The sequence below is a fragment of the Veillonella sp. KGMB01456 genome, from assembly GCF_023051165.1.
Lineage (GTDB): Bacteria > Bacillota > Negativicutes > Veillonellales > Veillonellaceae > Veillonella_A.
This window is the reverse complement of sequence record NZ_JALKIG010000042.1, coordinates 1-21,304: the sequence shown is the minus strand read 5'-3', so window position 1 is coordinate 21,304 and position 21,304 is coordinate 1. Positions and strand designations below refer to the sequence as shown.

The window sequence follows — 21,304 nt, the reverse complement described above, 5'->3', positions numbered from 1 at the left end:
AGAAACCTATTCAGGCTTCTCGGAAATAAAAGTCTAACTTTTTGGGGTCACTACATCACTACGGTCTTTTTTCAATATCCGAGTCTTTTAATCTATGCTAAATCATATAGCTATTCAATATTATCTATACACTACTAAACACCATTACTTAACTTCCAGCTGCAACATCATGCCGTTTTCTTCATGTTCCAAGATATGGCAGTGAACCATGAATACGCCAGGTTTAGTGAAGTGAAGTCGGATACGTACGTGTTCGCCCGGATCTACCTGGATAGTATCTTTAAGACCTTTTTCAGCAGCATCTACGGGGCGACCGTTGCGGGACAAGACTTCGAACTGAACACCGTGTACATGGAACGGATGCATCATGCCCATCATGCCCGGATCTGCATTAGATACGTCCCAGATTTCAGTAGAACCCAATTTGCTGGTGAAATCAATACGACCCATGTCGAATTTTTTACCGTTAATCATTACGTTTTGAGCCATGCCGGACATAACGATAGATTTATCGGCCGGTTTCGTCAAGTCATCGGACGCATTCATATTGTTATAGTTCCAAGCGGCCATGTCCGTGTTTACTTTAGCTTCGGCCGTTAAGGTATCGGCCCCACGTTTGAAGTTCAATACATTGGCTGTACCGTTAGTACCGTTTGTAGTTACCAAGCTTGGCAAGGCGTCTTTATATTTTGAAAAATCAACCAACACTTCGACACGTTCACCCGGGGCAATCGTAATGGATTGTTTAGGTACCGGCCAAGGTAAGATGCCACCGTCACCGGCTACTTGCATCATAGGACTCATGTCGGACAACTGTAAGGTATAGGTACGCGCATTGGAACCGTTCAATAACCGAAGACGAACCATGTTGGTTTTCACATCAAAGTATGGATTAATAGTACCATTTACAACGAGGGTATCACCATATACGCCGTCGGCATTATAGTCTTTCTCATAATCCCATTGGTTATCGGCCGTGAAGTTGCGTTCCTGAATGGCCACCGGGATATCGTCAACACCATAAGTATGCGGCAAGTTCAAAGCGCCTTCTTTGTTGTCATCTACGTAGATGAAACCGGCTAAGCCTTTATATACCTGGCTGGCCGTTAAGCCCATGGCATGCGGATGATACCAAGCTGTATTGGCTGACTGATCAACGGTAAACTCAACTTCGCCGGTGCCACCGTTAGCGGCAATCGGATAATGAGGACCACCATCAACATCGGAGCGAACTACCATGCCATGCCAGTGATAGGTTGTTTTTTCAGGTAACTCATTCTTCAATTTAATGGCTACTTTTTCGCCGTGTTTCATGTATAAAGTGGTACCGAGTACGCTGCCGTTATAGCCATATGTATCGGTAAGGGCACCGTCTTTAATGGCTGTTTTCCCTTCTTGAGCCGTTACTTCAAGGTGACGCACACCGTTTTCATCTACTGTCCCTTTTTGCATAGGGGGTATAGCCAACGGTTTTGCAGCTTGTTGTACTTGCTTCAAAGCGGGCACATCATCAACGCCGTGCATGTGTCCCATCATGCCCATCATACCGCCATTCATCATGCCGGACATCATGGAGTGCATGGAGTTGCTATCCATGGAATTTTGGCCATTCATCATAGAATGCATAGAGCTGTTATTCGCGGAACTCTGATTGTTCATCATGTTATTGACCATGCCGCCCATCATAGAACTCATGTTAGCCGTCATATTTTGGCTGTTTGTAGCGGTCGCGCTATCGTAGCAACAATCATTGGTCGTCACTGTATCATGAGCAGATACAATGGCTGTCCCGCCTGTTATCGCTACTGCCACCAATAAAGCTTTCATATAATTTGAATACTTCTTCATTTCACCGTCTCCAATACTTACATTTTAACTACAACACATTTTAAATATTTCACCTGAAAACCAGGATATATGTATGCCTATACCAATACCGATATATACTTGATTTTGAAATAGTATATACCCCATACCGGTATATTAGGTTTTTTACCATGTAATCATACCATGATTGTAGGAAAGACTCAACACGGGGGTATATTAGGGTACATCTGTCTTTTGAGGCTAGTCTTTTTTATATTTTATGAATAAAAACCTCCTAATATTAGCTCTCATATCTAATATTAGGAGGTTGATTTATAATTTTAATATTGGAGTTTTTTTAATGTAAGTGTTTCAAAATGCTCGACAAGTTGCCTACTATTTTGGCTGATATTCACTGTTAATTTTATTCCAAAACGCTGTATGATGCGCTTCGTTAAATTCATTTTCGCTCATATAGGAATTCGGCAAAGTGAAGGTCATATAGTTTTGTTTCTTTGGATCATAGGTTGGCCACTCAGACTGCTTATTAATTTCACCGGCACGCGCCCAAATTTGAACCATTTGATTGGCTAACTTTTGCTGTTCCGGATTTAAAGCCGTAGATTGAATGGAACTGCCGTTAAATCCAGGGAAGATGTACGGTAATTCATAAGTATGCGATGCTTTTTGCGGGAAACTCGTTACCAAATAAGACGGCGCCGTTTCATCAGCAAACACATAAGCATACACCGGAATCTGATTATAGAGCACATCATTTATGCGTTGCATCGAAGAAGATAACCATGCATCGGTAATCAAAGGGGCAAATGCTTCAGCGTAAGAGTCATATTGCTCCGGTGGATACTCTGCCATAATAGCTTCTTTGAGGCCCGGTCTGTCGCCCAATAAATTTACCAGCCAATCTAATTGAGCCATATACCCTTCACGATCCATGGCTTTCCCGGTCAAAGTTTCCGGTAAGCCGGCAAAGAAATTACCTTCCTGCTTAGTAACACCATTAATAAGGGTTGCTTTATTAAAACGGCCGTTTTTAAATGCTTCCATCGAACGTTCTGGTATGTACTCCCCATCAACCATAAATGTCATCAACATATACGGTGTCTGAGTGCGAAGAATTTGTTCCGTCGATAAGCTTCTAAGCTGTTCGGCCGTAGCATCTTTTAAACCATTGGCTTCGGCAAAGGCAATCCCTTTCGCCTCAGCTTCCGCTATACTGTTCTGTGTAAAGGCAGCCGTCATAGTTGATGTATTACCACTCATGGAAATAACCTGCTGGAACTTACCGGCTGAATGCGGATTTACCATGGCCGTCAAGACACTTTCACCACCGGAAGATTCCCCGGCAAGGGTAACGTTTTGTGGATCCCCACCAAATTGACTGATATTTTCTTGTACCCAGGTGAGTGCCATGTCCTGGTCCATAAGGCCGTAATTGCCGATGGCATGGCCTTCGGCATCAATAGCCGGGTGGGCAAAAAGCCCAAATATACCTAAGCGATAATTTATCGTTACCACTATGGCTCCCTCTTTTGCTAAGGCCGTCGGATTATAATCCTGAGACGCGCCAACTTTTAAACCGCCCCCGTGAACCCATACAAACACCGGAAGTTTCTCATTATTGGCTTCTGCCTTAAGGCGGGCCGCTTCGTCAACAAACACATTAAGATATAAAGCATCTTCGCTACCACCGGCGGTGGCAAATACGCCTAAATCACTATTCTGTGCAAACTGACTTTTATACTCGGTGGCGTCATAAACACCCTCCCAAGATTTTGGCGGCTGCGGCGGACGCCAACGAAGTTCTCCTACCGGTGGCTCAGCATAAGGGATTCCTTTATAGCTCTCAATGCCATTTTCGATTGTCCCTCGCAAAAGACCTGTGTTAATGCGCACGATAGGTGCCGACTGCTGCACCGCCGTGGTCGCTAAATCGGTTACTGCTACCGACGGTGCCCCATTAGTAACAACGACATCGGCCGCCGTGCTGAAACTAAATTGACTTGCTAATAAAACTGCTAAACCTAGTTTACTTAAGTTTCGCCATGCTTTCTTTTGAAATAAATTCATTGTATCACTCCTCTCTGATAACAGTGTAACCGATTTAACATTGACAGAGAAGTTTCCATTTTTTACAATAGATGTAACTAAAAGTTTCTACTTATTATATGCCGATAACTTTTACACCCTACGCTTTATTAGTAACAGTCTTATCTTAAATCAGGTAAAAAGACGTATGTATGCATCGTTTTTCAAAATAAGGAGATCTTATGTACAACAAAGATTTAGATATTTTTAAAGCAGTTGCCGAAACAGGAAGTTTCTCCAAAGCAGCACAAAAGTGTTTTATTACTCATACAGCAGTCATTAAGAAGATGGGCAATCTGGAAACGCACTTTGGCGCGACTTTATTCCATCGTTCGACGCGAGGGGTCACCTTAACAACGGAAGGACAAATACTATATCATCACACGTTAGAGATAATGGACTTCGCTAGTAAAGCAATTGCAGAAATAGAGGCGGTCCAACATAAGAAACATCCGATTCTCCGAATAGGCTGTTCCTTTATGTATCCCATCGATCCATTCATACTCCTTTGGAATCGTAATTTATCGGTAACGGCAAATATGCAGTTTAGAATTATTCCCTTTAGTGAAGATGAGTCTTATAAGAAACTACTTAATAATAAATTTGACTGTATTATCAGCCCCTACAATCATTTTCGCGCTACCGATAATATTTCAATTCTCCCGTTAGGCTCGTATCACTTTTGCTTGGCCGTACCCATACAGCACCCATTACACGGCCTATCGCAATTATCTTTTAAAGATTTAGAAGGTCATCGCTTGCGCATGATGATTACCGGCATCAGTCCTTTAAACGACAATATCCGTAACCATCTGGTAACGCATCACCCACAAATTAACATCGTAGATATTCAGGACCACTACAATATGGATACCTTCAACGATTGTGCCGAAAGCGGAGACATATTACTGTCCTTAGACTGTTGGCAACAGATTCACCCGGCCCTTCTGTCTATTCCTTTGGAAGAATCCTATGAAATGCCATATGGTCTAATTTATTCTAAAGAAAGTCCACCTAATGTTCTTTCGTTTTTGGAACAACTAAAAACTGAGTAAACATCGATGTCAACCCCCCTATCAACAGCTAATAAGGGGCGATCCCAATGACAGTCCTCTAAGTATTTCAACACACAAAAACACCCCGTGACCTAAGCCACGGGGTGTTTTGATTTGTTAAGCTATAATGCTAAACTTAAATTATTTAAGTTCAACAGTTGCGCCAGCTTCTTCCAATTTAGCTTTAAGAGCTTCAGCGTCAGCTTTAGCAATGCCTTCTTTTACAGGAGCAGGTGCGCCGTCAACAACAGCTTTAGCTTCTTTCAAGCCAAGACCGGTTACTTCGCGAACAACTTTGATTACGTTGATTTTACCAGCGCCAGCGTCTTTCAAGATTACGTCGAATTCAGATTTTTCTTCGCCTGCGCCAGCAGCACCGCCAGCAGCAGCAACAGCTACAGGAGCAGCTGCAGTTACGCCAAATTTGTCTTCGATAGCTTTTACAAGATCATTTAATTCAAGGATTGTTGCTTGTTCTAATTCAGCAACGATGTTTTCAATGTTAAGTGCCATGATTTAGTTCCTCCACTAATTATATTTGGTAGTAATATGTTTAAATTACCGATTATGCTACAGTTTCGTCTTTTGCTTCGGAAACCGCTTTTACAGCGTAAGCCACGTTGCGGATTGGAGCCTGAAGTACGGAAAGGAGCATGGAAAGCATACCTTCACGGTTAGGCAATTTAGCAAGGGCTTTAACTTCGTCAGCATTGATTAATTTACCTTCAACAAGACCTACTTTAACGTCAATTGCTTCAGTTTTAGTGTCTTTAATGAAGTTTTCAATGATACGAGCCGGAGCTACTGCATCAGTTTTGGAAATTGCCAACGCAGTTGGACCTTCCAAGTGCTCCGCGAAACCTTCAATACCTAATTCATTAACTGCAATGCGAGTCAATGTATTTTTGATTACTTTGTACTCTACATCTTCAGCCAAGAATTTACGGCGTAAATCAGTTACCTGAGCTACTGTCAAGCCATGGTAACCAACAAGTACGGCCCCCTTTGCTTCAGAAAGATTTTCTTTCATCTGTGCAACGATTGCCTGTTTCTGTGTAGTGACAGCCATTAGAATACCTCCTTATAGATTTTTGGTGATGCTCTATGTACTATCTTAGCGTAAAAAACGACCTCACCGCCAAAACGATGAGGTCAGAACCGTTCTACTAAAAGAATTCGGTGTCAGCCTCAGCGGGCGGATTTACATCCATTATACATACCTGCGGTCTACAGCTAAGAGAACATATCTAATTATTGTTCCTTCGTAACAGTAGTCAATTTGAATACGTTAAGTGGAACACCAGGGCCCATAGTAGAGCTCAAGGTTACAGATTTAATGTACTGACCTTTAGCTGCTGCCGGTTTAGCCTTAATAATAGTATCAACGATTGTGCGGTAATTGTCAAGCAATTTAGCATCATCGAAAGAAGCTTTACCGATTGCACAGGAGATGATACCTGCTTTGTCGGTACGATACTCGATCTTACCGGCTTTAATTTCGTTAACAGCACGAGCTACGTCCATCGTTACAGTACCAACTTTAGGGTTTGGCATCAAGCCTTTAGGACCCAAAATTTTACCTAAACGACCAACTTGGCCCATCATGTCAGGAGTTGCTACAGCAACGTCGAAGTCGCTCCAGCCACCCTGGATTTTTGCTACTAATTCTTCAGAACCTACGAAATCTGCACCAGCATCTTCCGCTTCTTTAATTTTTTCGCCTTTCGCAAATACGAGGACGCGTTTAGTTTTACCAGTACCATGAGGTAAAACTACTGCACCACGAACTTGTTGATCAGCGTATTTAGGATCGACATTCAAGTTGAAAGAGATTTCAACAGTTTCGTCGAATTTAGCAGTCGCAGTTTTCTTAACGAGCTCAACAGCTTCTACTGGTTCGTAGAATTTGCCGGCTTCGATAAGTTTAGCTGCTTCAGCGTATTTCTTACCTACTTTTGCCATTCTAAAATCCTCCTTATGTGGTTTAACGGGAATTCCCTCCCACCGATATGTGCCCTCATTGGCACACGTCGTACGCTAATTAATCAACGATTACAATGCCCATGCTGCGTGCAGTACCTTCTACCATACGCATGCCTTGTTCTACAGTATTTGCATTCAAGTCAGGCATTTTGAGTTCAGCGATTTCACGAACTTTATCGCGACTAACTTTTGCTACTTTGTCACGGTTAGGGACACCGGATCCTTTAGGGATACCAGCTGCTTTTAATAAAAGAACAGCTGCCGGTGGAGTTTTTGTAACGAAAGTGAAGCTTCTATCTTCAAATACAGTAATAACAACCGGAATAGTTAAGCCAGCCTGCTGTGCTGTACGTTCATTAAATTCTTTAACGAACGCCATAATGTTAACACCTGCCTGACCAAGAGCCGGGCCGATAGGTGGCGCTGGACTAGCCTTTCCTGCTTCACACTGAAGTTTTACAATTTTTGTAACTTTTTTAGCCATGGTGATTACACCTCCTTGTGCTCAAAATGTGGTGGTAACGGAAAAATTTCCTCCCACTGGCGACCACCAAGCCGCCTAAAAAGTTTAGAGTTATATTGTATATATTAAAGATTTTTCTCAACTTGAGAAAAATCTACCTCTACCGACGTTTCACGATTGAACATTTCCACATCAAGTTTCAATGTCTGTTTTTCGTGATTGATTTCAGTAATAGTACCTAATCTATCTTCAAAGGCACCGGAAGTAATGCGCACTGTTTCGCCTACTACGACATCAATCGTTTGCTTTGGTGCTTGATCCAGCCCCTGTGATTTGAGGATATATTCAACCTCGGAATCAGATAACGGTACCGGTTTGGTAGCAGAGCCTACGAAGCCTGTTACACCCGGTGTGTTACGTACTACATACCAGGAACGATCATTTACTTCCATTTCTACGATTACGTAGCCGGGGAAGATTTTGCGTTTTACAACTTTCTTAACGCCATCTTTCTCGTCGATTTCATCCTCAACAGGCACTAAAATACGACCAATCGTATCTTCCATGCCCATGGATTGAACCTTACGTTCAAGATTAGTTTTTACTTTATTTTCGTAGCCTGAGTAAGTATGTATAACATACCATTTCTTTTCTGCTTCCACGGAAAGGCCTCCTATCCGACAACACGCATCAACAACTGGAATAATTCGCTAAAGATAGCATCTACAATGCCGATTAAGGCGGAGATAAATACTACGGTAACGAATACTACAATCGTGTAATTGATGAGCTCTTTTCTTGTCGGCCAGACTACTTTTTTGAGTTCCGCTTTCATTTCGCGCGCCATACGACCTACGCCGCCACGACGCTGCTGCGGTGCTGTAGAATTGGATCCTGCCATCATTTCACATCCTTAAATCATCGGGTTAATTGGATGAAACGAATTATTTCGTTTCGCGATGTAACGTATGTTTACCGCAGAATTTGCAGTATTTCATCATTTCAATACGATCAGGATTGTTTTTCTTATTCTTGTTCGTCTGATAGTTACGTTGTTTGCATTCAGTACATGCCATAGTCACTGCATTACGCATCCGGATACACCTCACTTCAAAATAAACTTGCCTTAAACAAATATGCTTATATAGCCTACCACAGCAGGGCAAGCATGTCAAGTTTTGGGCAACTTAAAAAAGCCAGGCGACCACCTGACAATTCATTATAACAAACTTTACCTACTGTGTCTATAGGCTAAATTTAATTTTTTCACAAAATTTTTGGTCCGCCTGCTAACCGCACGTCCCACTGAATGGATCGCTAAAACCTCAGCCTATCCAGTAAGCAAACATCCCGGCGAAACAAAGAGCCTTTACCATCGGCTGATACCGGGCAAAGACTCTTTATCGTCATTTACAATTACATATCTTACGCTATTATTAAAACTTAGTCAATAGATACGATACGTTCTGCTTTTTCTACTTTAAAGGAGAAATAATTAGGATTGTTGTTATGTTCCAAGAACAAATTTTCACCATCAAAGCGACCGCGCCAACCTACTACGATTGGGTACATGGTGCTGATTGTCTTTAATAATTCAATAGGCTTCAAATTTAAGATTGGTGCAAACAATACATTAACATTATCCAGTAAAATTACATCGGAACCGCACGCCTTTAGAGCTTCACACATAACGTCCTTCGCCATATCGGGACGTAAATCGCGAGCTACTTCCAAAAACTCATCGTCAATAAGTTCTTTTGCTTCAATGTACTTCCAACCGTCTTGCTCTGCCAATTCGCGGATTAATTTACTCTTCCCGGATCCGGGACCGCCGACAATAAATAAAATCCGTTCTTCATCCGCCTGCAGAGAATTCCATCGTTCTTTGATGTCCTGTGCTGTTACCATGTGTCATCCTCCTTTACCGAAACCCTACTTACTCAATTCTTTGTTAGGTCTGTCTGACAACATTACCGTTTTTATAAAATTGTCTTTCTCACCCACTGTAAACAACAAATAGCTGTATGCCGAGTCAGGGTTCTTGTAAGTATATATCATGAGCGGATCGCCGTTAGCCGCGGTATCCGTTTCCACGCTCGTAGGCATGCCATATAAATATAACAATAAATACTTACTATCGCCAATCGAAATGCCGCGGCGCGTCAAAGCGGTGCTTTTGGTAATCATCGCCCGCACTACCATCTGATTTTTGTCATAGCCTACCAAAACATCGTCGTAAGCAATGAATTCGTCGTCATATAAGAAGCCTCGTTGTTGCCATTGTTCATCTTGATTCGAAACGAACGGTTCATTCACACGATAGCCCATGAGACTAAAATCATCAGCCGTCAAGTGGTTGGCTTTGTAATACTGTTCCTGCACAGCCGGTAGCTTAAGACGCGACCACACCTGGCCGTCAATCATATCGATAGCGCTTACTTTATTATTCTTTAGTGTAAACACTAAATACTGCGAAGACGAAGCATTAATACCATTAGTTGTAAGCGGTATGCCTTCTCTATTATCTTTCGCCACAGGCGACGCAAATTCCTTCTTACTTTTTACAGAATTTTTACTTTTTTCATATTTATAAATAAGCGCTACGGTTCCCGTTTTAGCATCCCGCCACATGCCTTGCGGAGCCCCGTAAGCAAAGAGGATTGTGCCGCGCGTTTTGCCGATACCGATGTCGCGAACCGTCTCAGCCGCGCCTTCGGTGATGTGAATATTCGTAATAGTTTGTGGGGCAAACGTATAATCCAGACCTTCACGACGCAACGTATCACCGTCACCCAAATGACCGTTTAAAGAGCTCGAATTAGGGCCATATACGCCGGTATACACGGTGAAGCTCCCGTCTTTACCGGTATAAGTAGTAAACATATCTTTCACGGTAATCGGTTTAACCGCCGGTTTTGCGGGACGAATCTTTTTAGATTTCTTAGCGTCATCGGCTAACAGCTTAATCTCACCATCGTCCTTTACCGCATCATCGACATCTTTCCCTGCATCGACAGAATCAGTCTTAACGGCATTAGTTGTATTAGTTGTATTAGCTGTATTAGCTGTATTAGCTGCATCAGCTTTCGCATCTTCAGAGGCACCTTTAGCCGCGTCTTCAGCAACACCGTCTTTAGCGTCACCTTTTGCAGCATCAGCTTTAGCTGCTTCGTTAGCTTCAGCGTCCTTAGTGGTATCAGCGGCATCAGCAGCATCAGCCGCATCAGTGGCCGCTTTAGTAGCCGTAGCCGTTTTATCACCGGCAGCCGCTTCACGTTCACTTAAAGGACCACCGAGCAGTGCTTCCCAATCACTGTCCTTACCTGTTAAGGTTCTAAAATCAGCACCGAGGCTCAACTGACCGATGGTAAAGTCCTTTTCAGACAATGCTTCCAAGGAGTCAGCCGTATAGCTCTTGCCGATAGCAGTCAAATCAATGCCGGTTTTTTCACTCTCTTGCGCCTCAATACTTTCCGCCAAGCGCACCGCCATTTTATTGACAGCGGCCTTCTCAGGCGCCCAAGTATCGGCCGGATCCATCACCAAATCAGCTGTTCCATTTGCAAAAACACCGCCCGTTAAGGCACTGCTTATGAGAACTGCCAATGAAATACGCTGTAATTGTTTCATAACTACCCCTTTCGTACCGCTTCTATCTGAGCTTTGAGCCAATTCGTCCACTCGGTTAACCCCGTTTTAGCGGTGCAACTCACCTCAAAAAGGCTGACTGACGGATTTAAGTTCTTAATATCCGTAACAGCTTTGTCCTTATCGAATGGAATATACGGCAACAAATCCACCTTATTCAACAATACCGCCTTCGACTCTTTAAAAATCAAAGGATATTTAAGCGGTTTGTCTTCCCCTTCCGTAACGGATAATACGGTAACCTTCATGGCTTCGCCAATGGCAAACTCAGCAGGACACACCAAATTCCCCACGTTTTCGATAATAATCATATCAAGCTTATCTAAATCCAGTTCAGACAAGGCATCTTCAATCATTTTCGCATCCAAGTGGCAACCACCTACCGTATTGATTTGCAAAACGGGGATGCCTAATTTGTGAATGCGTTCCGCATCTTTTGCGGTATATAAATCGCCTTCAATAACGGCGAGTGAATACTCTTCGGCAAGCTCCTTAAGGGTCGCTTCGAGCAGTGAGGTTTTGCCCGCTCCCGGTGAGCCCAACAAATTAAAGACAAATATATTTTTTTCTTTAAACAAGCGCTGTAAATCAGCCGCAATGGCATCATTTTTGGCCAGCACATTGGTCATAACTTTTACTTCCATAGCTACCTCACTCTTCATCTATATACACGGACCGCATCAATCCACAATTACCGACATCAAACAGTCGAATAACTACCGCCATCAACCGGTCAAATAACTACCGTCATCAACCGGTCGAATAGCTACCGTCACCAGCCGGCCGGATTGATACTACCCGCTTAGTTCCATTGAATTGTCAATCCATATCGATTGACGCTACTTGCAATTCGCGCCCCGTTATAGTGGAAATGGCCAAACTGCCGCAATGGGGACATTTAAATACATAATCAGTGACGGAAAATTCCTTATCACAGTCAAGGCATTTGCCGCAAAGCGGTATCATTTCAATTTGCAAAACCGTATTTTCGGCAGCCGTGTTTTTAGTAACCGAATCAAAACAGAACTGCAGGGCATCCGGTTCAATCCCCGACATAACGCCAAGTTTTAATTGAATGGCGTGAATTACGTGGCCGTCATTGGCTTTTAACGTGTCGAGGGCAATATCAACAATCCCCTCAGCGATTGACATTTCGTGCATGATAGGCCTCATAAATATTTTCTAACAACATCGTGGTCGTTACCGAGCCTACGCCACCCGGTACGGGCGTAACGGCGCCGGCCACTTCAATAGCCGATGCATACTCAACATCGCCTACCGTCTTACCGTCTAAATCATTAATGCCTACATCGATAACGGTAGCACCCGGTTTTAACATATCACCGGTAATCACATGGGCACGGCCCACGGCCGCCACCACAACATCAGCTTGCTTTAAATGCTCTTCTAAATTTGTCGTTTTGGAGTGACAAAGAGTAACCGTTGCATGTTGTTCCAACAGGAGCAACGCTACCGGTTTACCTACAACCTGACTGCGACCCACAACGACAACATGTTTGCCGGCCAACGGAATTTTATAATGCTCTAAAATGGCCATACAAGCGAGCGGCGTACACGGCCAGAAACCGCCTTTACCGGAACTGGCAAGGCCGATATTGCGCGCCGTAAGGCCGTCGATATCCTTACCGGGGTCAAGGCTTTCAATAATCACATCGGGGTCTACCTGCGGCGGCATCGGCATCAACGGCAAGACGCCATAAATGTTGTCATCTTCATTCCACCGTTTAACAACCGCCAGTACTTCCTCTTGGGACGCATCAGCCGACAAATGGGCTACTTCAACACCAAAGCCGGCACTTTTGGCAGTTTTTTCCATAAAACGGGCATACATTTGCGCCGCTTTATCATCGCCTACCAATAAAATGCCTAAACTCAGCACAATACCTTTTGCCTGAAGGTCTGCCAAATGCTCACTTAACACTGCTTTGTGGGCATCCGCCACAGCTTTGCCACGTAATTCAATCATGCCAACGCCTCCTAATTATATATCTAACAACATCTTTATCGTTTAAAATAAGCCCAACAGCTTTATCGTTTAAAATAAACCCAACATCTTTATCGTTTGAAATAAACCGTTACTGCTTCACCCGCTTCGGCTTCACCGCCGGCCGGGATATCCTGAGATACGGCATAACCGGTGCCGTCAGGCGCAAATTGTAAACCTGCTTCATGGAGCCAATCGCGCACTTCGCCGGTCGTCCAACCGGTAAAATCAGGAATGATAACGCTACCATCAGGTGCTTTTTCAACACTCGGTTTAGCCGGACGCGTATCACTCTGACCCTTGAGGTCTTTTTCACGCGTTACCGATGGTGACAACTGGAAGTAACGCACCAGCTGACTCATAATGTCTTTGAAAACAGGCGCCGCAATTTGACTGCCATAGTAGGTACCGCTCGGATCGTCGATAACAATGAGCGTTACAAAACGCGGATCTTCCACCGGCCCCATGCCGATAAAGGACGCAATATAACGACCTTTTAAATAACCGCCATGTTCCGGATCCAGCTTTTCGGCCGTACCGGTTTTACCGGCAAAATGATACCCGTCAACGGACGCCTTATTGCCGCCCCCTTCGGACACTTCTTTTTCCAAAATATCAAGAATAGTCTTGGCCACATCTTCCGGAATCGGTTGGCCCGCCGACATATCTTGGGTAACTTCAGCTTCCGAGCCATCCGGATTATTGATGCTCTTAATAATATGCGGTTTCATCATCTTACCGCCATTGGCAATAGCACTAAAGGCTTGTACCATTTGGAGCGGCGTAACGTTGACACTTTGACCGAAGGAAATCGTCGCCAAGTCAAGCTGCGACATTTCATCTAACGGTCTGAGCTGACCTTCCGCTTCGCCCGGCAATTCAATCCCGGTCTTCTGGCCGAACCCATAAGCACGCAGATATTTATCCATCGTTTCCTTGCCCGTCACCAGGCCTAATTTAGCCATCCCCGTATTGAGCGAGTATTTCAAAATTTCAAGCAATCTGACTTGCCCGTTACCTTCACCGTCCCAGTTCTGAATCGTATGGTCGCCTACAACAATACTACCCGTATCGTTGAAAACCGTATCAACCGTCCATTTTCCGGACGCCAGCGCCGCCGAGGCAGTCAAAGGCTTAAAGGTAGAACCCGGTTCATACATGTCGGTAACAGCACGGTTTTTATACGAATTATCATTCCCTTTATCAAAGTGGTTCGGGTCATACGTCGGGCGGTTAGCCATAGCCAAAATTTCGCCCGTCTTCGGATCCATAACAATAATGCTGGCGCCCGTCGCTTTCGTATCCGCCATAGCTTTATCCAAGGCTCGTTCCGCAATAAACTGAACCGTCGTATCAATCGTTAAGGTGATACTTTTTTCTTTTTCCGGCAAAAACTGCGATAATACAGAGCCAAAAATAGCGGTACCATGCGAGTCCGTAGCGATCAACTCTTTAGTCGTGCCACCGCGCAAAGTATCATCCATTTGCATTTCCAGACCGTCCAGCCCTTTATCATCGGTGCCTACAAAACCGAGCACCTGAGCTAACAAATTACCGTTAGGATAGAAACGACGACTTTCATTAACGAAATTAAGGCCTACAAGTTCATTATCCTTTATAACTTGATCAACCGCTTTCGATTTATCTGGATCCATCATACGATCAAGCCAGATAAACGCTGTATCTTCTTGCAGACGTTTAACAATGGTCTCTTCCTTAATACGCGTATACGGCGCAATCAGCTTCGCAATTTCCTCCGGCGACTGTTTAATCATCTTCGGATCCGCATACAAGGACCGAGTCACGATACTGATGGCCAAGGGATTACCGTTGCGGTCAAAAATCGTGCCGCGCGGCGATTGAAGTTTACGTTCTTCTTTTACCTGACTTAAATTCTTCGTATCCAATTGACTGTTATCAAACACCTGGAGCCATAACAGACGCCCGGCTAAGAGAACCATTACGCCGGAAAAAATCACGAGAATTAGAAATATTTTATTTTGTAAGGCTTTCTGATCCTTATTAGTAATCATGAATCCCTATTACTCCTTACGTGCTTTACGAGCCAGTTTACGCTTAGCCGCCTCCATTAAGGCCTCCGGTTCATTCGCAACTTGACCGCTACGCACTTGAACTAACAATGCTTGCAATATCTCCCCTGTTTTGTCACCCAATAGGGCCGGCAATTCAGGCCCATACGCCAAATCTCGCGTATGAATCGGCACCGATTTCGTTATCGCCGCCAGGCATTCGCCCATGGCGTATGTACCATCGGTACTGCTATGGGGCCGACCGCAACCGATAACATCGGCAGCACACACTTCAGCCATTTGCTGTACCGCTTCTTTTAACTCGCTGCTTTTACGAAAACGGCCACTCTGAGCCTCTTTACGCATCCAGCGCCAAGGGTCGGCATCCTGATTATTGGCAAAAAAGTGAAAGCGCATATGACTGCTCACGAGCCATGCTACGCGCTGCACCATCTTTTTTGGGTATTGTAAGCGTGTCAAAATAACTTCTGCCATTTGAGCGCCCAATTGATCATGGCCACGGTCCGTAATACGGCCGTTGTGAAAACCGCGAATGCAGTCCATGCCTTTGGCCACATCATGCAATAAAGCAGCCCAACGCAAGGTTAAATCAGGCTTAATCGCCTGCACTACGGCCAAGGTGTGCACCCAGCCGTCATAGGCATGAAATTCCGGTTGCTGCGGTAATCCCACCAAATGATGCAATTCCGGCAAAATCGGAACTAACTCATATTCACCGGCCATGAGTATGCGACAGTTGCAATCGGCCAAGCCGGACTGAACCAAAACATCAAGACCTTTGGCCGCATGAGGTGTGACCAAGAGCCCGTCCAGTTCCTGACGAACACGCTCCAAGGAGAGCCCTTCTACGCGTTTAAAGTTAGGCGCCATACCATCCAATAAGCTGTGATGCGGCAAAAAACCGAGCTTGCCCACAAAACGGCAAGCCCTAAACAAACGTAGCGCGTCTTCTTGAAATCGTTCTTCCGCATTACCAATGGTACGCAAAGTAAGACTTTTAATATCTTTAAGGCCGCCCACTAAATCTATCACTTCACCCTGAGCCGTCATGGCCATGCCATTCACCGTAAAATCGCGGCGAGCCACGTCTTCTTCAAGCGTATCGGCATATACCACTTCTTCCGGACGATGACTGTCCGCACCATAGCGCTCGCGGCGGAATGTGGCGACTTCATAACTGCCTTCCGGCACCATCACTACAACCACGCCAAAAGACTTACCGACTACACCGGTCGTATTAAAACCGGCCTTAGCCATAATATCTATAATATCATCGGGTCTTGCCTTCGTTACAATATCATAATCATGAGGTGTTTGTTTGAGCACCAAATCGCGCACCGCACCACCAATGACATAGGCTTCAAATCCGGCATCCGCTAACGCACGCAGAATCCGCGTCGCACCTTGCCAAATTTCACCGCTCGGCTCTAACGTTATTTTCTTTGATGTAAACCAACTCACCCATATCACCTCACTCTTATCACGATAATTTATTATAACATACCCATGTATTGAATTCACCCTTTCGAGATACCTGAATAATAAAAAAACGCCTTCATGAGTTTTCTCATAAAGACGTTTTAATGACGCACTCTTACATTTCCGCTAATTGTTTAGCAATGCGACGACCGGTTTCAGTAGTAGCCAAACCACCTTCACTGGTTTCACGCAATGTGCTTGGCAACGCGCGACCGATGCGATCCATGGCTTCAATCACTTCATCAACCGGAATCTGGCTGATCAAGCCGGCCATAGCCATTTCAGCGGCACTAAGGGCATGAACGGCATAAATACCGTTACGTTTTACACAAGGTACTTCTACAAGACCCCCAACCGGGTCGCATACTAAGCCCAATACATTTTTGAGGCAAAGCGCAACTGCATTAATAGCCTGTTTAGTAGTGCCTTCAAGCATAGCTACCACGGCACCGGCCGCCATGGCGGCAGCGGAACCTACTTCGGCCTGACAACCGCCTACGGCACCGGCTACACAGGCTTGATTCGTAATAACGTTGCCGATACCGGCACCCATAAAGAAACCGCGTAACATAGCCTCATCATCAAGCTTCAACTCTTCGGCTACAGCGCACATCGTACCGGGCATAACACCGCAGGAACCGGCTGTAGGACAGGCTACAACACGGAACATTTTGGCATTCGCTTCATTAACCGCAATCGCATACGTTAAGGCTTTATAAGCTGTCGGGCTCATTAAGCGCGGCGTATGTTCCAACAAAACGTGAGCCTGTCCACCGGACATACCGCTCACCGTACGTTTACGGTCTTCAATACCGTTGACAACGGAATCTTTAAAAATCTGAATACGACGCAAAGCTTCTTTCTCAATGGCTTCGCGAGATTGACCGGACGCTTCCATTTCGGCGCGAATTACAATTTCCCACATAGGTAAATTATGGGTATCGCTTAAATGCGCCAAGTCGGCTAATGTATCATATAAATAACTCATTCTGCTACCGCCTTTTCCAAAGGTTCAAAATACATAACGGAGGAAATACTTTTATGATTCTGAATGTCCGCCATAACTTGTGTATCAACCGGTTCATCCGTATTGATCAACATAACGGCTTCACAATGCTTACGTTTGCGGAACACTTTCATCGTCGAAATATTAACACTTGCTTGACCAAGGCGGCTCGTTACCCAAGCAATAACCCCCGGACAATCATGATGGAATGTCAAAATAGTAAAGTCTTCACCGGAAATCTCCACTTCCAAGTTGTTTACATTTGTCACCAAAATACGGCCACCGCCCAAGGAACGACCTACAATGCTCATATGATGACCGTCTTTGCTGTAAAGATCGAATTTAACTTCGTTCGGATGACCGCCTTCTTCAGACGATTCAATGAACTGATACTGCAAATTAGCTTCCGCAGCGTCTTTAAATGCGTCACGAATGCGTTCGTCTTCCGCATCAAATCCCAAAAGACCACCTACCAAGGCACGATCCGTACCATGACCTTTATAGGTTTTGGCAAAAGAACCGTATAAGGTTAAATCAACGCGATCAATGGGCTCTTTGAAAATAGAGCGAGCCATTTTACCTAAACGGGCAGCTCCGGCAGTATGAGAGCTGGATGGACCAATCATAACCGGTCCGATAATCTCAAAGATACTACTCATTTATATCCTCCCTAAGAAAACATTATCACACCTACACTGTGCATTTCTCACAAACTAATTCAGGGTAAACCCTTGAATTTCCTTAATTTGTATTATACCATAGTTTGTTTCCATAGAATAGACACGGTCATACTTTTTATGCATATTAATTCTTTTAAGATTCTCATTTGCTCATAAAGCCTATTGCTACGCGGTTTGCAAGGTACACGGCAGACGAACGAATTATTCAAAAAAGTACCCACTGCATAGAAAAATATAAAAAATAGCTCCCTCTTTCGAGGGAGCTATGAGAAATTTTAATTGATAATTAACGAGAAACATAAGTAATCACGGGATGGACATCACTATACAACCGCAAACTATCAACTATATTATTTTAACGATTAATCTATAATATGTTTATATTAGTTATTGCCAAGGATAGCTTTCATATCAGCTTCCGGTGTAGTAATTGGGTGTAACTGGAATTTTTCTACCAAGATGCCCAATACGTTGCTGGATAAGAATTTTGGCAAAGTAGGTCCGATATAGATGTTGCGGATACCCAATGCTAACAAGGTTAACAAGATACATACCGCTTTTTGTTCGTACCAGGACAATACCAAAGTCAACGGCAAGTCGTTTACGTCGCATTCGAAGGCGCCGGCAAGCGCTACGGCTACCTGAATAGCGGAGTAAGCATCGTTACACTGACCCATATCGAGCATACGAGGGATGCCGCCGATTTCGCCGATTTCAAGGTCGTTGAAACGATATTTACCGCAAGCCAAAGTCAATACAACAGTGTCTTTCGGAGTCTGTTTTACGAATTCAGTATAGTAGTTACGGCCTACTTTAGCACCGTCACAACCACCAACCAAGAAGAAGTGTTTAATAGCGCCGGCTTTAACAGCATCAATTACTTTGTCCGCAATGCTGAGTACGGTACCATGACCGAAACCGGTTGTTACTTCGTGGCCGCCGTTAATACCGGTGAATTCTTGAGCTTCGCTATAACCGCCGAGTTCAAGAGCTTTTTCAATAACTGCGGAGAAGTCTTTCGTACCGTCTTCGTTAGTTTCCACATGTTTCAAACCAGGGAAACCTACCATATCGGTGGTGAAAATGTTGTCTTCATAAGATTCACGAGGAACCATTAAGCAGTTAGTAGTGAATAAGAAAGCTGCCGGAACGCCATCGAATTCGTTCTGCTGGTTCTGCCAAGCAGTACCGAAGTTACCTTTTAAGTGCGCATATTTTTTAAGTTCAGGATATGCGTGGCAAGGAAGCATTTCACCATGAGTATAGATGTTAACACCTTTACCTTCGGATTGTTCCAATAACATTTTGAGGTCGTGTAAATCATGGCCGGTTACTACGATGAATGGACCAGGTTCTACAGTCAAGGAAACTTTAGTCGGAACCGGTGTGCCATAGCTTTCAGTGTTAGCGGAGTCGAGCAAGGCCATACATTTGAGGTTGATGTGACCGAATTCCATCAACAAAGCGAGCCATTCGTCAGCGCTGTGATCTTTGGCAAATTCAACGAGGCCTTTTACGAACCAAGCATCTACTTCAGCATCATCATAGCCGAGTACGGATGCATGCCAAGCGTAAGCTGCCATACCGCGCATGCCGAGTAATAAAGTGGAGCGTAAGGAGATGATATCTTCTTCGCCTACCCAGAGAGCTTCCCAATCGAAGTCCTGAGCGCTAGCGTCAATTGCTTGACGAGCTGCTTCTACGCGATTAATGAATTCTTGAACACGTTCTTCGTCGAAGTTAACGTTTGTTACGCACATGAACAAGCCCTGTTTCAATAATTGGTATTCTTTAGCAGAAGCGCCTTTTGCATCACAAGCACGTGCCAAACCGATCAAGGCGGACGTCAACTCATCCTGTTTGTTAGCTACCGGTGCGGTTTTACCACATACGCCCTGTACTGTACAACCACCAGGATTTGCAGACTGTTCACATTGGAAACAAAACATACTCATAATAGCCTCCTTCTTCGGGACTCTCCCGACACTGTACTTTCTTAACACTCGTAAGAAAGTAAAAAAATATAAAATACTTGCTTATTACAAAATCAAATTGTCACTTATCGCAAGTTGTTTACTTTGTGACTACATTTAAAGTATAGTATACTTATAGGTAAAAAACTGTAGCTATGGCAACATTTACAAAAATTTTATATTAAGGAGGCTCCTATGCATATCGGATTATCTACTGAACTTGTAACGGAATATCTGGCTGTGCTCAGCAGCAGTCCCTTATTCCGCGACCTTTCGGAAGAACAGTTGCGTCGCTTCTTAAGTTCACCGAACTTATCTATATCCAATTATAAAAAAAATAGCTTTATCGCCATTGCCGGCGAACCCATGGAAGGGATTGGCATTTTACTCAAAGGTCATGCTCACCTGACCCGCGAAAACGTCTTGGGTCAGCGAACAATTATGACCGATCTCACGCCGTCTGCCATGTTCGGCGAGGCCATTCTTTTCACGGACATGCCCAATTGGCCGGCCACCATCCAAACCACCTTGGACAGTACGGTATTGTTTTTGCCAAAATCGGCTTTCACCACATCATTCAACAATTGCGATGCCTGCCAGGTGCAGATTCTAACCAATTTGTTGCATGACATGTCTGAAAAAGCCTTGGCCCTCACCCGTAAGGTTCACTATTTATCCTTAAAAGGGATGCGCGAACGAATTTTTGCCTACTTTGACGATTTATATACTTACCAAAAACAAAACCCGATTCGCCTGCCCCACAACCGTCAGGAAATGGCGGACGTGCTCAATGTATCGCGCACATCCTTAAGCCGCGAACTGGGCCGCTTGCAGGATGAAAAGATAATCGAATTTGAAGGCAAAAAAGTAAAACTATTGGATTTAAATGCGATTAACGAATATAGCTTTTAAAAAAGCGTGTACCCTCGAGTTTTGACTCGGAGGTACACGCTTTATTTATATACATTATAGTACATCTATAATCTGTTATTTAGGGTTATAGGACATTTTGAGTTGGTAATTTAATCCCATAGATAGTTAGGATATGG

21 protein-coding genes are annotated in these 21,304 nt (G+C 44.2%); 2 read left to right on the top strand and 19 right to left on the bottom strand.

Annotated features, from left to right (window positions below):
- Positions 1–144: 144 nt before the first annotated feature.
- Both MXE28_RS09830 and MXE28_RS09825 read right to left on the bottom strand, forming a co-directional pair.
- Positions 145–1,848, bottom strand: coding sequence for a multicopper oxidase domain-containing protein (locus MXE28_RS09830; protein ID WP_247240118.1), 1,704 nt, complete (start codon positions 1,846–1,848; stop codon positions 145–147).
- Positions 1,849–2,202: 354 nt separating this feature from the next.
- Positions 2,203–3,894 carry a carboxylesterase family protein gene (locus MXE28_RS09825; RefSeq protein ID WP_156705529.1) on the bottom strand — a complete coding sequence of 564 codons (1,692 nt, stop codon included), beginning with the start codon at positions 3,892–3,894 and terminating at the stop codon, positions 2,203–2,205.
- Positions 3,895–4,094: 200 nt separating this feature from the next.
- On the opposite strand from MXE28_RS09825, the gene MXE28_RS09820 reads away from it, so the two are divergent.
- Positions 4,095–4,967 carry a LysR family transcriptional regulator gene (locus MXE28_RS09820; protein ID WP_021840358.1) on the top strand — a complete coding sequence of 291 codons (873 nt, stop codon included), beginning with the start codon at positions 4,095–4,097 and terminating at the stop codon, positions 4,965–4,967.
- Positions 4,968–5,108: 141 nt separating this feature from the next.
- Here MXE28_RS09820 and rplL read toward each other — a convergent pair whose 3' ends face one another.
- The 17 genes from rplL to hcp all read right to left on the bottom strand — a co-directional run bounded on the left by rplL (position 5,109) and on the right by hcp (position 20,237).
- On the bottom strand, positions 5,109–5,480 hold the full coding sequence (rplL, locus tag MXE28_RS09815; RefSeq protein WP_006555624.1) for a 50S ribosomal protein L7/L12: 372 nt from the start codon (positions 5,478–5,480) through the stop codon (positions 5,109–5,111).
- Positions 5,481–5,532: 52 nt separating this feature from the next.
- A complete protein-coding gene (gene rplJ / locus MXE28_RS09810) occupies positions 5,533–6,036 on the bottom strand; it encodes a 50S ribosomal protein L10 (RefSeq protein WP_006555623.1) in 504 nt (167 codons plus the stop codon).
- A gap of 182 nt (positions 6,037–6,218) precedes the next feature.
- The gene (gene rplA / locus MXE28_RS09805) at positions 6,219–6,929 is read right to left on the bottom strand and encodes a 50S ribosomal protein L1 (protein WP_006555622.1); all 711 of its coding nucleotides are present in this window, start codon (positions 6,927–6,929) and stop codon (positions 6,219–6,221) included.
- Positions 6,930–7,008: 79 nt separating this feature from the next.
- Positions 7,009–7,434 carry a 50S ribosomal protein L11 gene (gene rplK / locus MXE28_RS09800; protein ID WP_006555621.1) on the bottom strand — a complete coding sequence of 142 codons (426 nt, stop codon included), beginning with the start codon at positions 7,432–7,434 and terminating at the stop codon, positions 7,009–7,011.
- Positions 7,435–7,538: 104 nt separating this feature from the next.
- On the bottom strand, positions 7,539–8,075 hold the full coding sequence (gene nusG / locus MXE28_RS09795; RefSeq protein ID WP_247240117.1) for a transcription termination/antitermination protein NusG: 537 nt from the start codon (positions 8,073–8,075) through the stop codon (positions 7,539–7,541).
- Between the two features lie 11 nt (positions 8,076–8,086).
- Positions 8,087–8,317 (bottom strand): preprotein translocase subunit SecE, encoded by a 231-nt coding sequence (gene secE / locus MXE28_RS09790; protein WP_021840600.1) that lies wholly within the window; start codon positions 8,315–8,317, stop codon positions 8,087–8,089.
- Positions 8,318–8,357: 40 nt separating this feature from the next.
- The gene (gene rpmG, locus MXE28_RS09785; protein ID WP_006555618.1) at positions 8,358–8,507 is read right to left on the bottom strand and encodes a 50S ribosomal protein L33; all 150 of its coding nucleotides are present in this window, start codon (positions 8,505–8,507) and stop codon (positions 8,358–8,360) included.
- 349 nt (positions 8,508–8,856) lie between these two features.
- Positions 8,857–9,321, bottom strand: a complete 465-nt coding sequence (brxF, locus tag MXE28_RS09780; RefSeq protein ID WP_021840601.1) for a BREX-3 system P-loop-containing protein BrxF — start codon at positions 9,319–9,321, stop codon at positions 8,857–8,859.
- Between the two features lie 24 nt (positions 9,322–9,345).
- On the bottom strand, positions 9,346–11,043 hold the full coding sequence (locus tag MXE28_RS09775; RefSeq protein ID WP_247240116.1) for a hypothetical protein: 1,698 nt from the start codon (positions 11,041–11,043) through the stop codon (positions 9,346–9,348).
- A 2-nt stretch (positions 11,044–11,045) separates the two neighbouring features.
- Positions 11,046–11,705 carry a hydrogenase nickel incorporation protein HypB gene (gene hypB, locus MXE28_RS09770; RefSeq protein ID WP_247240115.1) on the bottom strand — a complete coding sequence of 220 codons (660 nt, stop codon included), beginning with the start codon at positions 11,703–11,705 and terminating at the stop codon, positions 11,046–11,048.
- A gap of 175 nt (positions 11,706–11,880) precedes the next feature.
- A complete protein-coding gene (hypA, locus tag MXE28_RS09765) occupies positions 11,881–12,222 on the bottom strand; it encodes a hydrogenase maturation nickel metallochaperone HypA (RefSeq protein ID WP_247240114.1) in 342 nt (113 codons plus the stop codon).
- Positions 12,200–13,048 carry a bifunctional 5,10-methylenetetrahydrofolate dehydrogenase/5,10-methenyltetrahydrofolate cyclohydrolase gene (locus MXE28_RS09760; protein ID WP_247240113.1) on the bottom strand — a complete coding sequence of 283 codons (849 nt, stop codon included), beginning with the start codon at positions 13,046–13,048 and terminating at the stop codon, positions 12,200–12,202. Before MXE28_RS09760 ends, hypA begins: the two co-directional genes overlap by 23 nt.
- Before the next feature lie 89 nt (positions 13,049–13,137).
- Entirely contained in the window at positions 13,138–15,099 is a 1,962-nt protein-coding gene (locus MXE28_RS09755; protein ID WP_247240112.1) for a penicillin-binding transpeptidase domain-containing protein, read from the bottom strand.
- A gap of 9 nt (positions 15,100–15,108) precedes the next feature.
- Complete coding sequence (locus MXE28_RS09750) at positions 15,109–16,530, bottom strand: CCA tRNA nucleotidyltransferase (protein ID WP_247240119.1); 1,422 nt, start codon at positions 16,528–16,530, stop codon at positions 15,109–15,111.
- A gap of 181 nt (positions 16,531–16,711) precedes the next feature.
- Positions 16,712–17,584, bottom strand: coding sequence for an L-serine ammonia-lyase, iron-sulfur-dependent, subunit alpha (gene sdaAA, locus MXE28_RS09745; protein WP_127059200.1), 873 nt, complete (start codon positions 17,582–17,584; stop codon positions 16,712–16,714).
- Positions 17,581–18,261, bottom strand: a complete 681-nt coding sequence (sdaAB, locus tag MXE28_RS09740; RefSeq protein WP_021840451.1) for an L-serine ammonia-lyase, iron-sulfur-dependent subunit beta — start codon at positions 18,259–18,261, stop codon at positions 17,581–17,583. Before sdaAB ends, sdaAA begins: the two co-directional genes overlap by 4 nt.
- 404 nt (positions 18,262–18,665) lie before the next feature.
- Positions 18,666–20,237, bottom strand: coding sequence for a hydroxylamine reductase (hcp, locus tag MXE28_RS09735; RefSeq protein ID WP_021840450.1), 1,572 nt, complete (start codon positions 20,235–20,237; stop codon positions 18,666–18,668).
- 213 nt (positions 20,238–20,450) lie between these two features.
- Here hcp and MXE28_RS09730 point away from each other — a divergent pair, with 213 nt between their 5' ends.
- Positions 20,451–21,167: a Crp/Fnr family transcriptional regulator gene (locus MXE28_RS09730; protein WP_021840449.1), complete on the top strand. Its 717-nt coding sequence runs from the start codon at positions 20,451–20,453 to the stop codon at positions 21,165–21,167.
- The last annotated feature ends 137 nt before the right edge of the window (positions 21,168–21,304 follow it).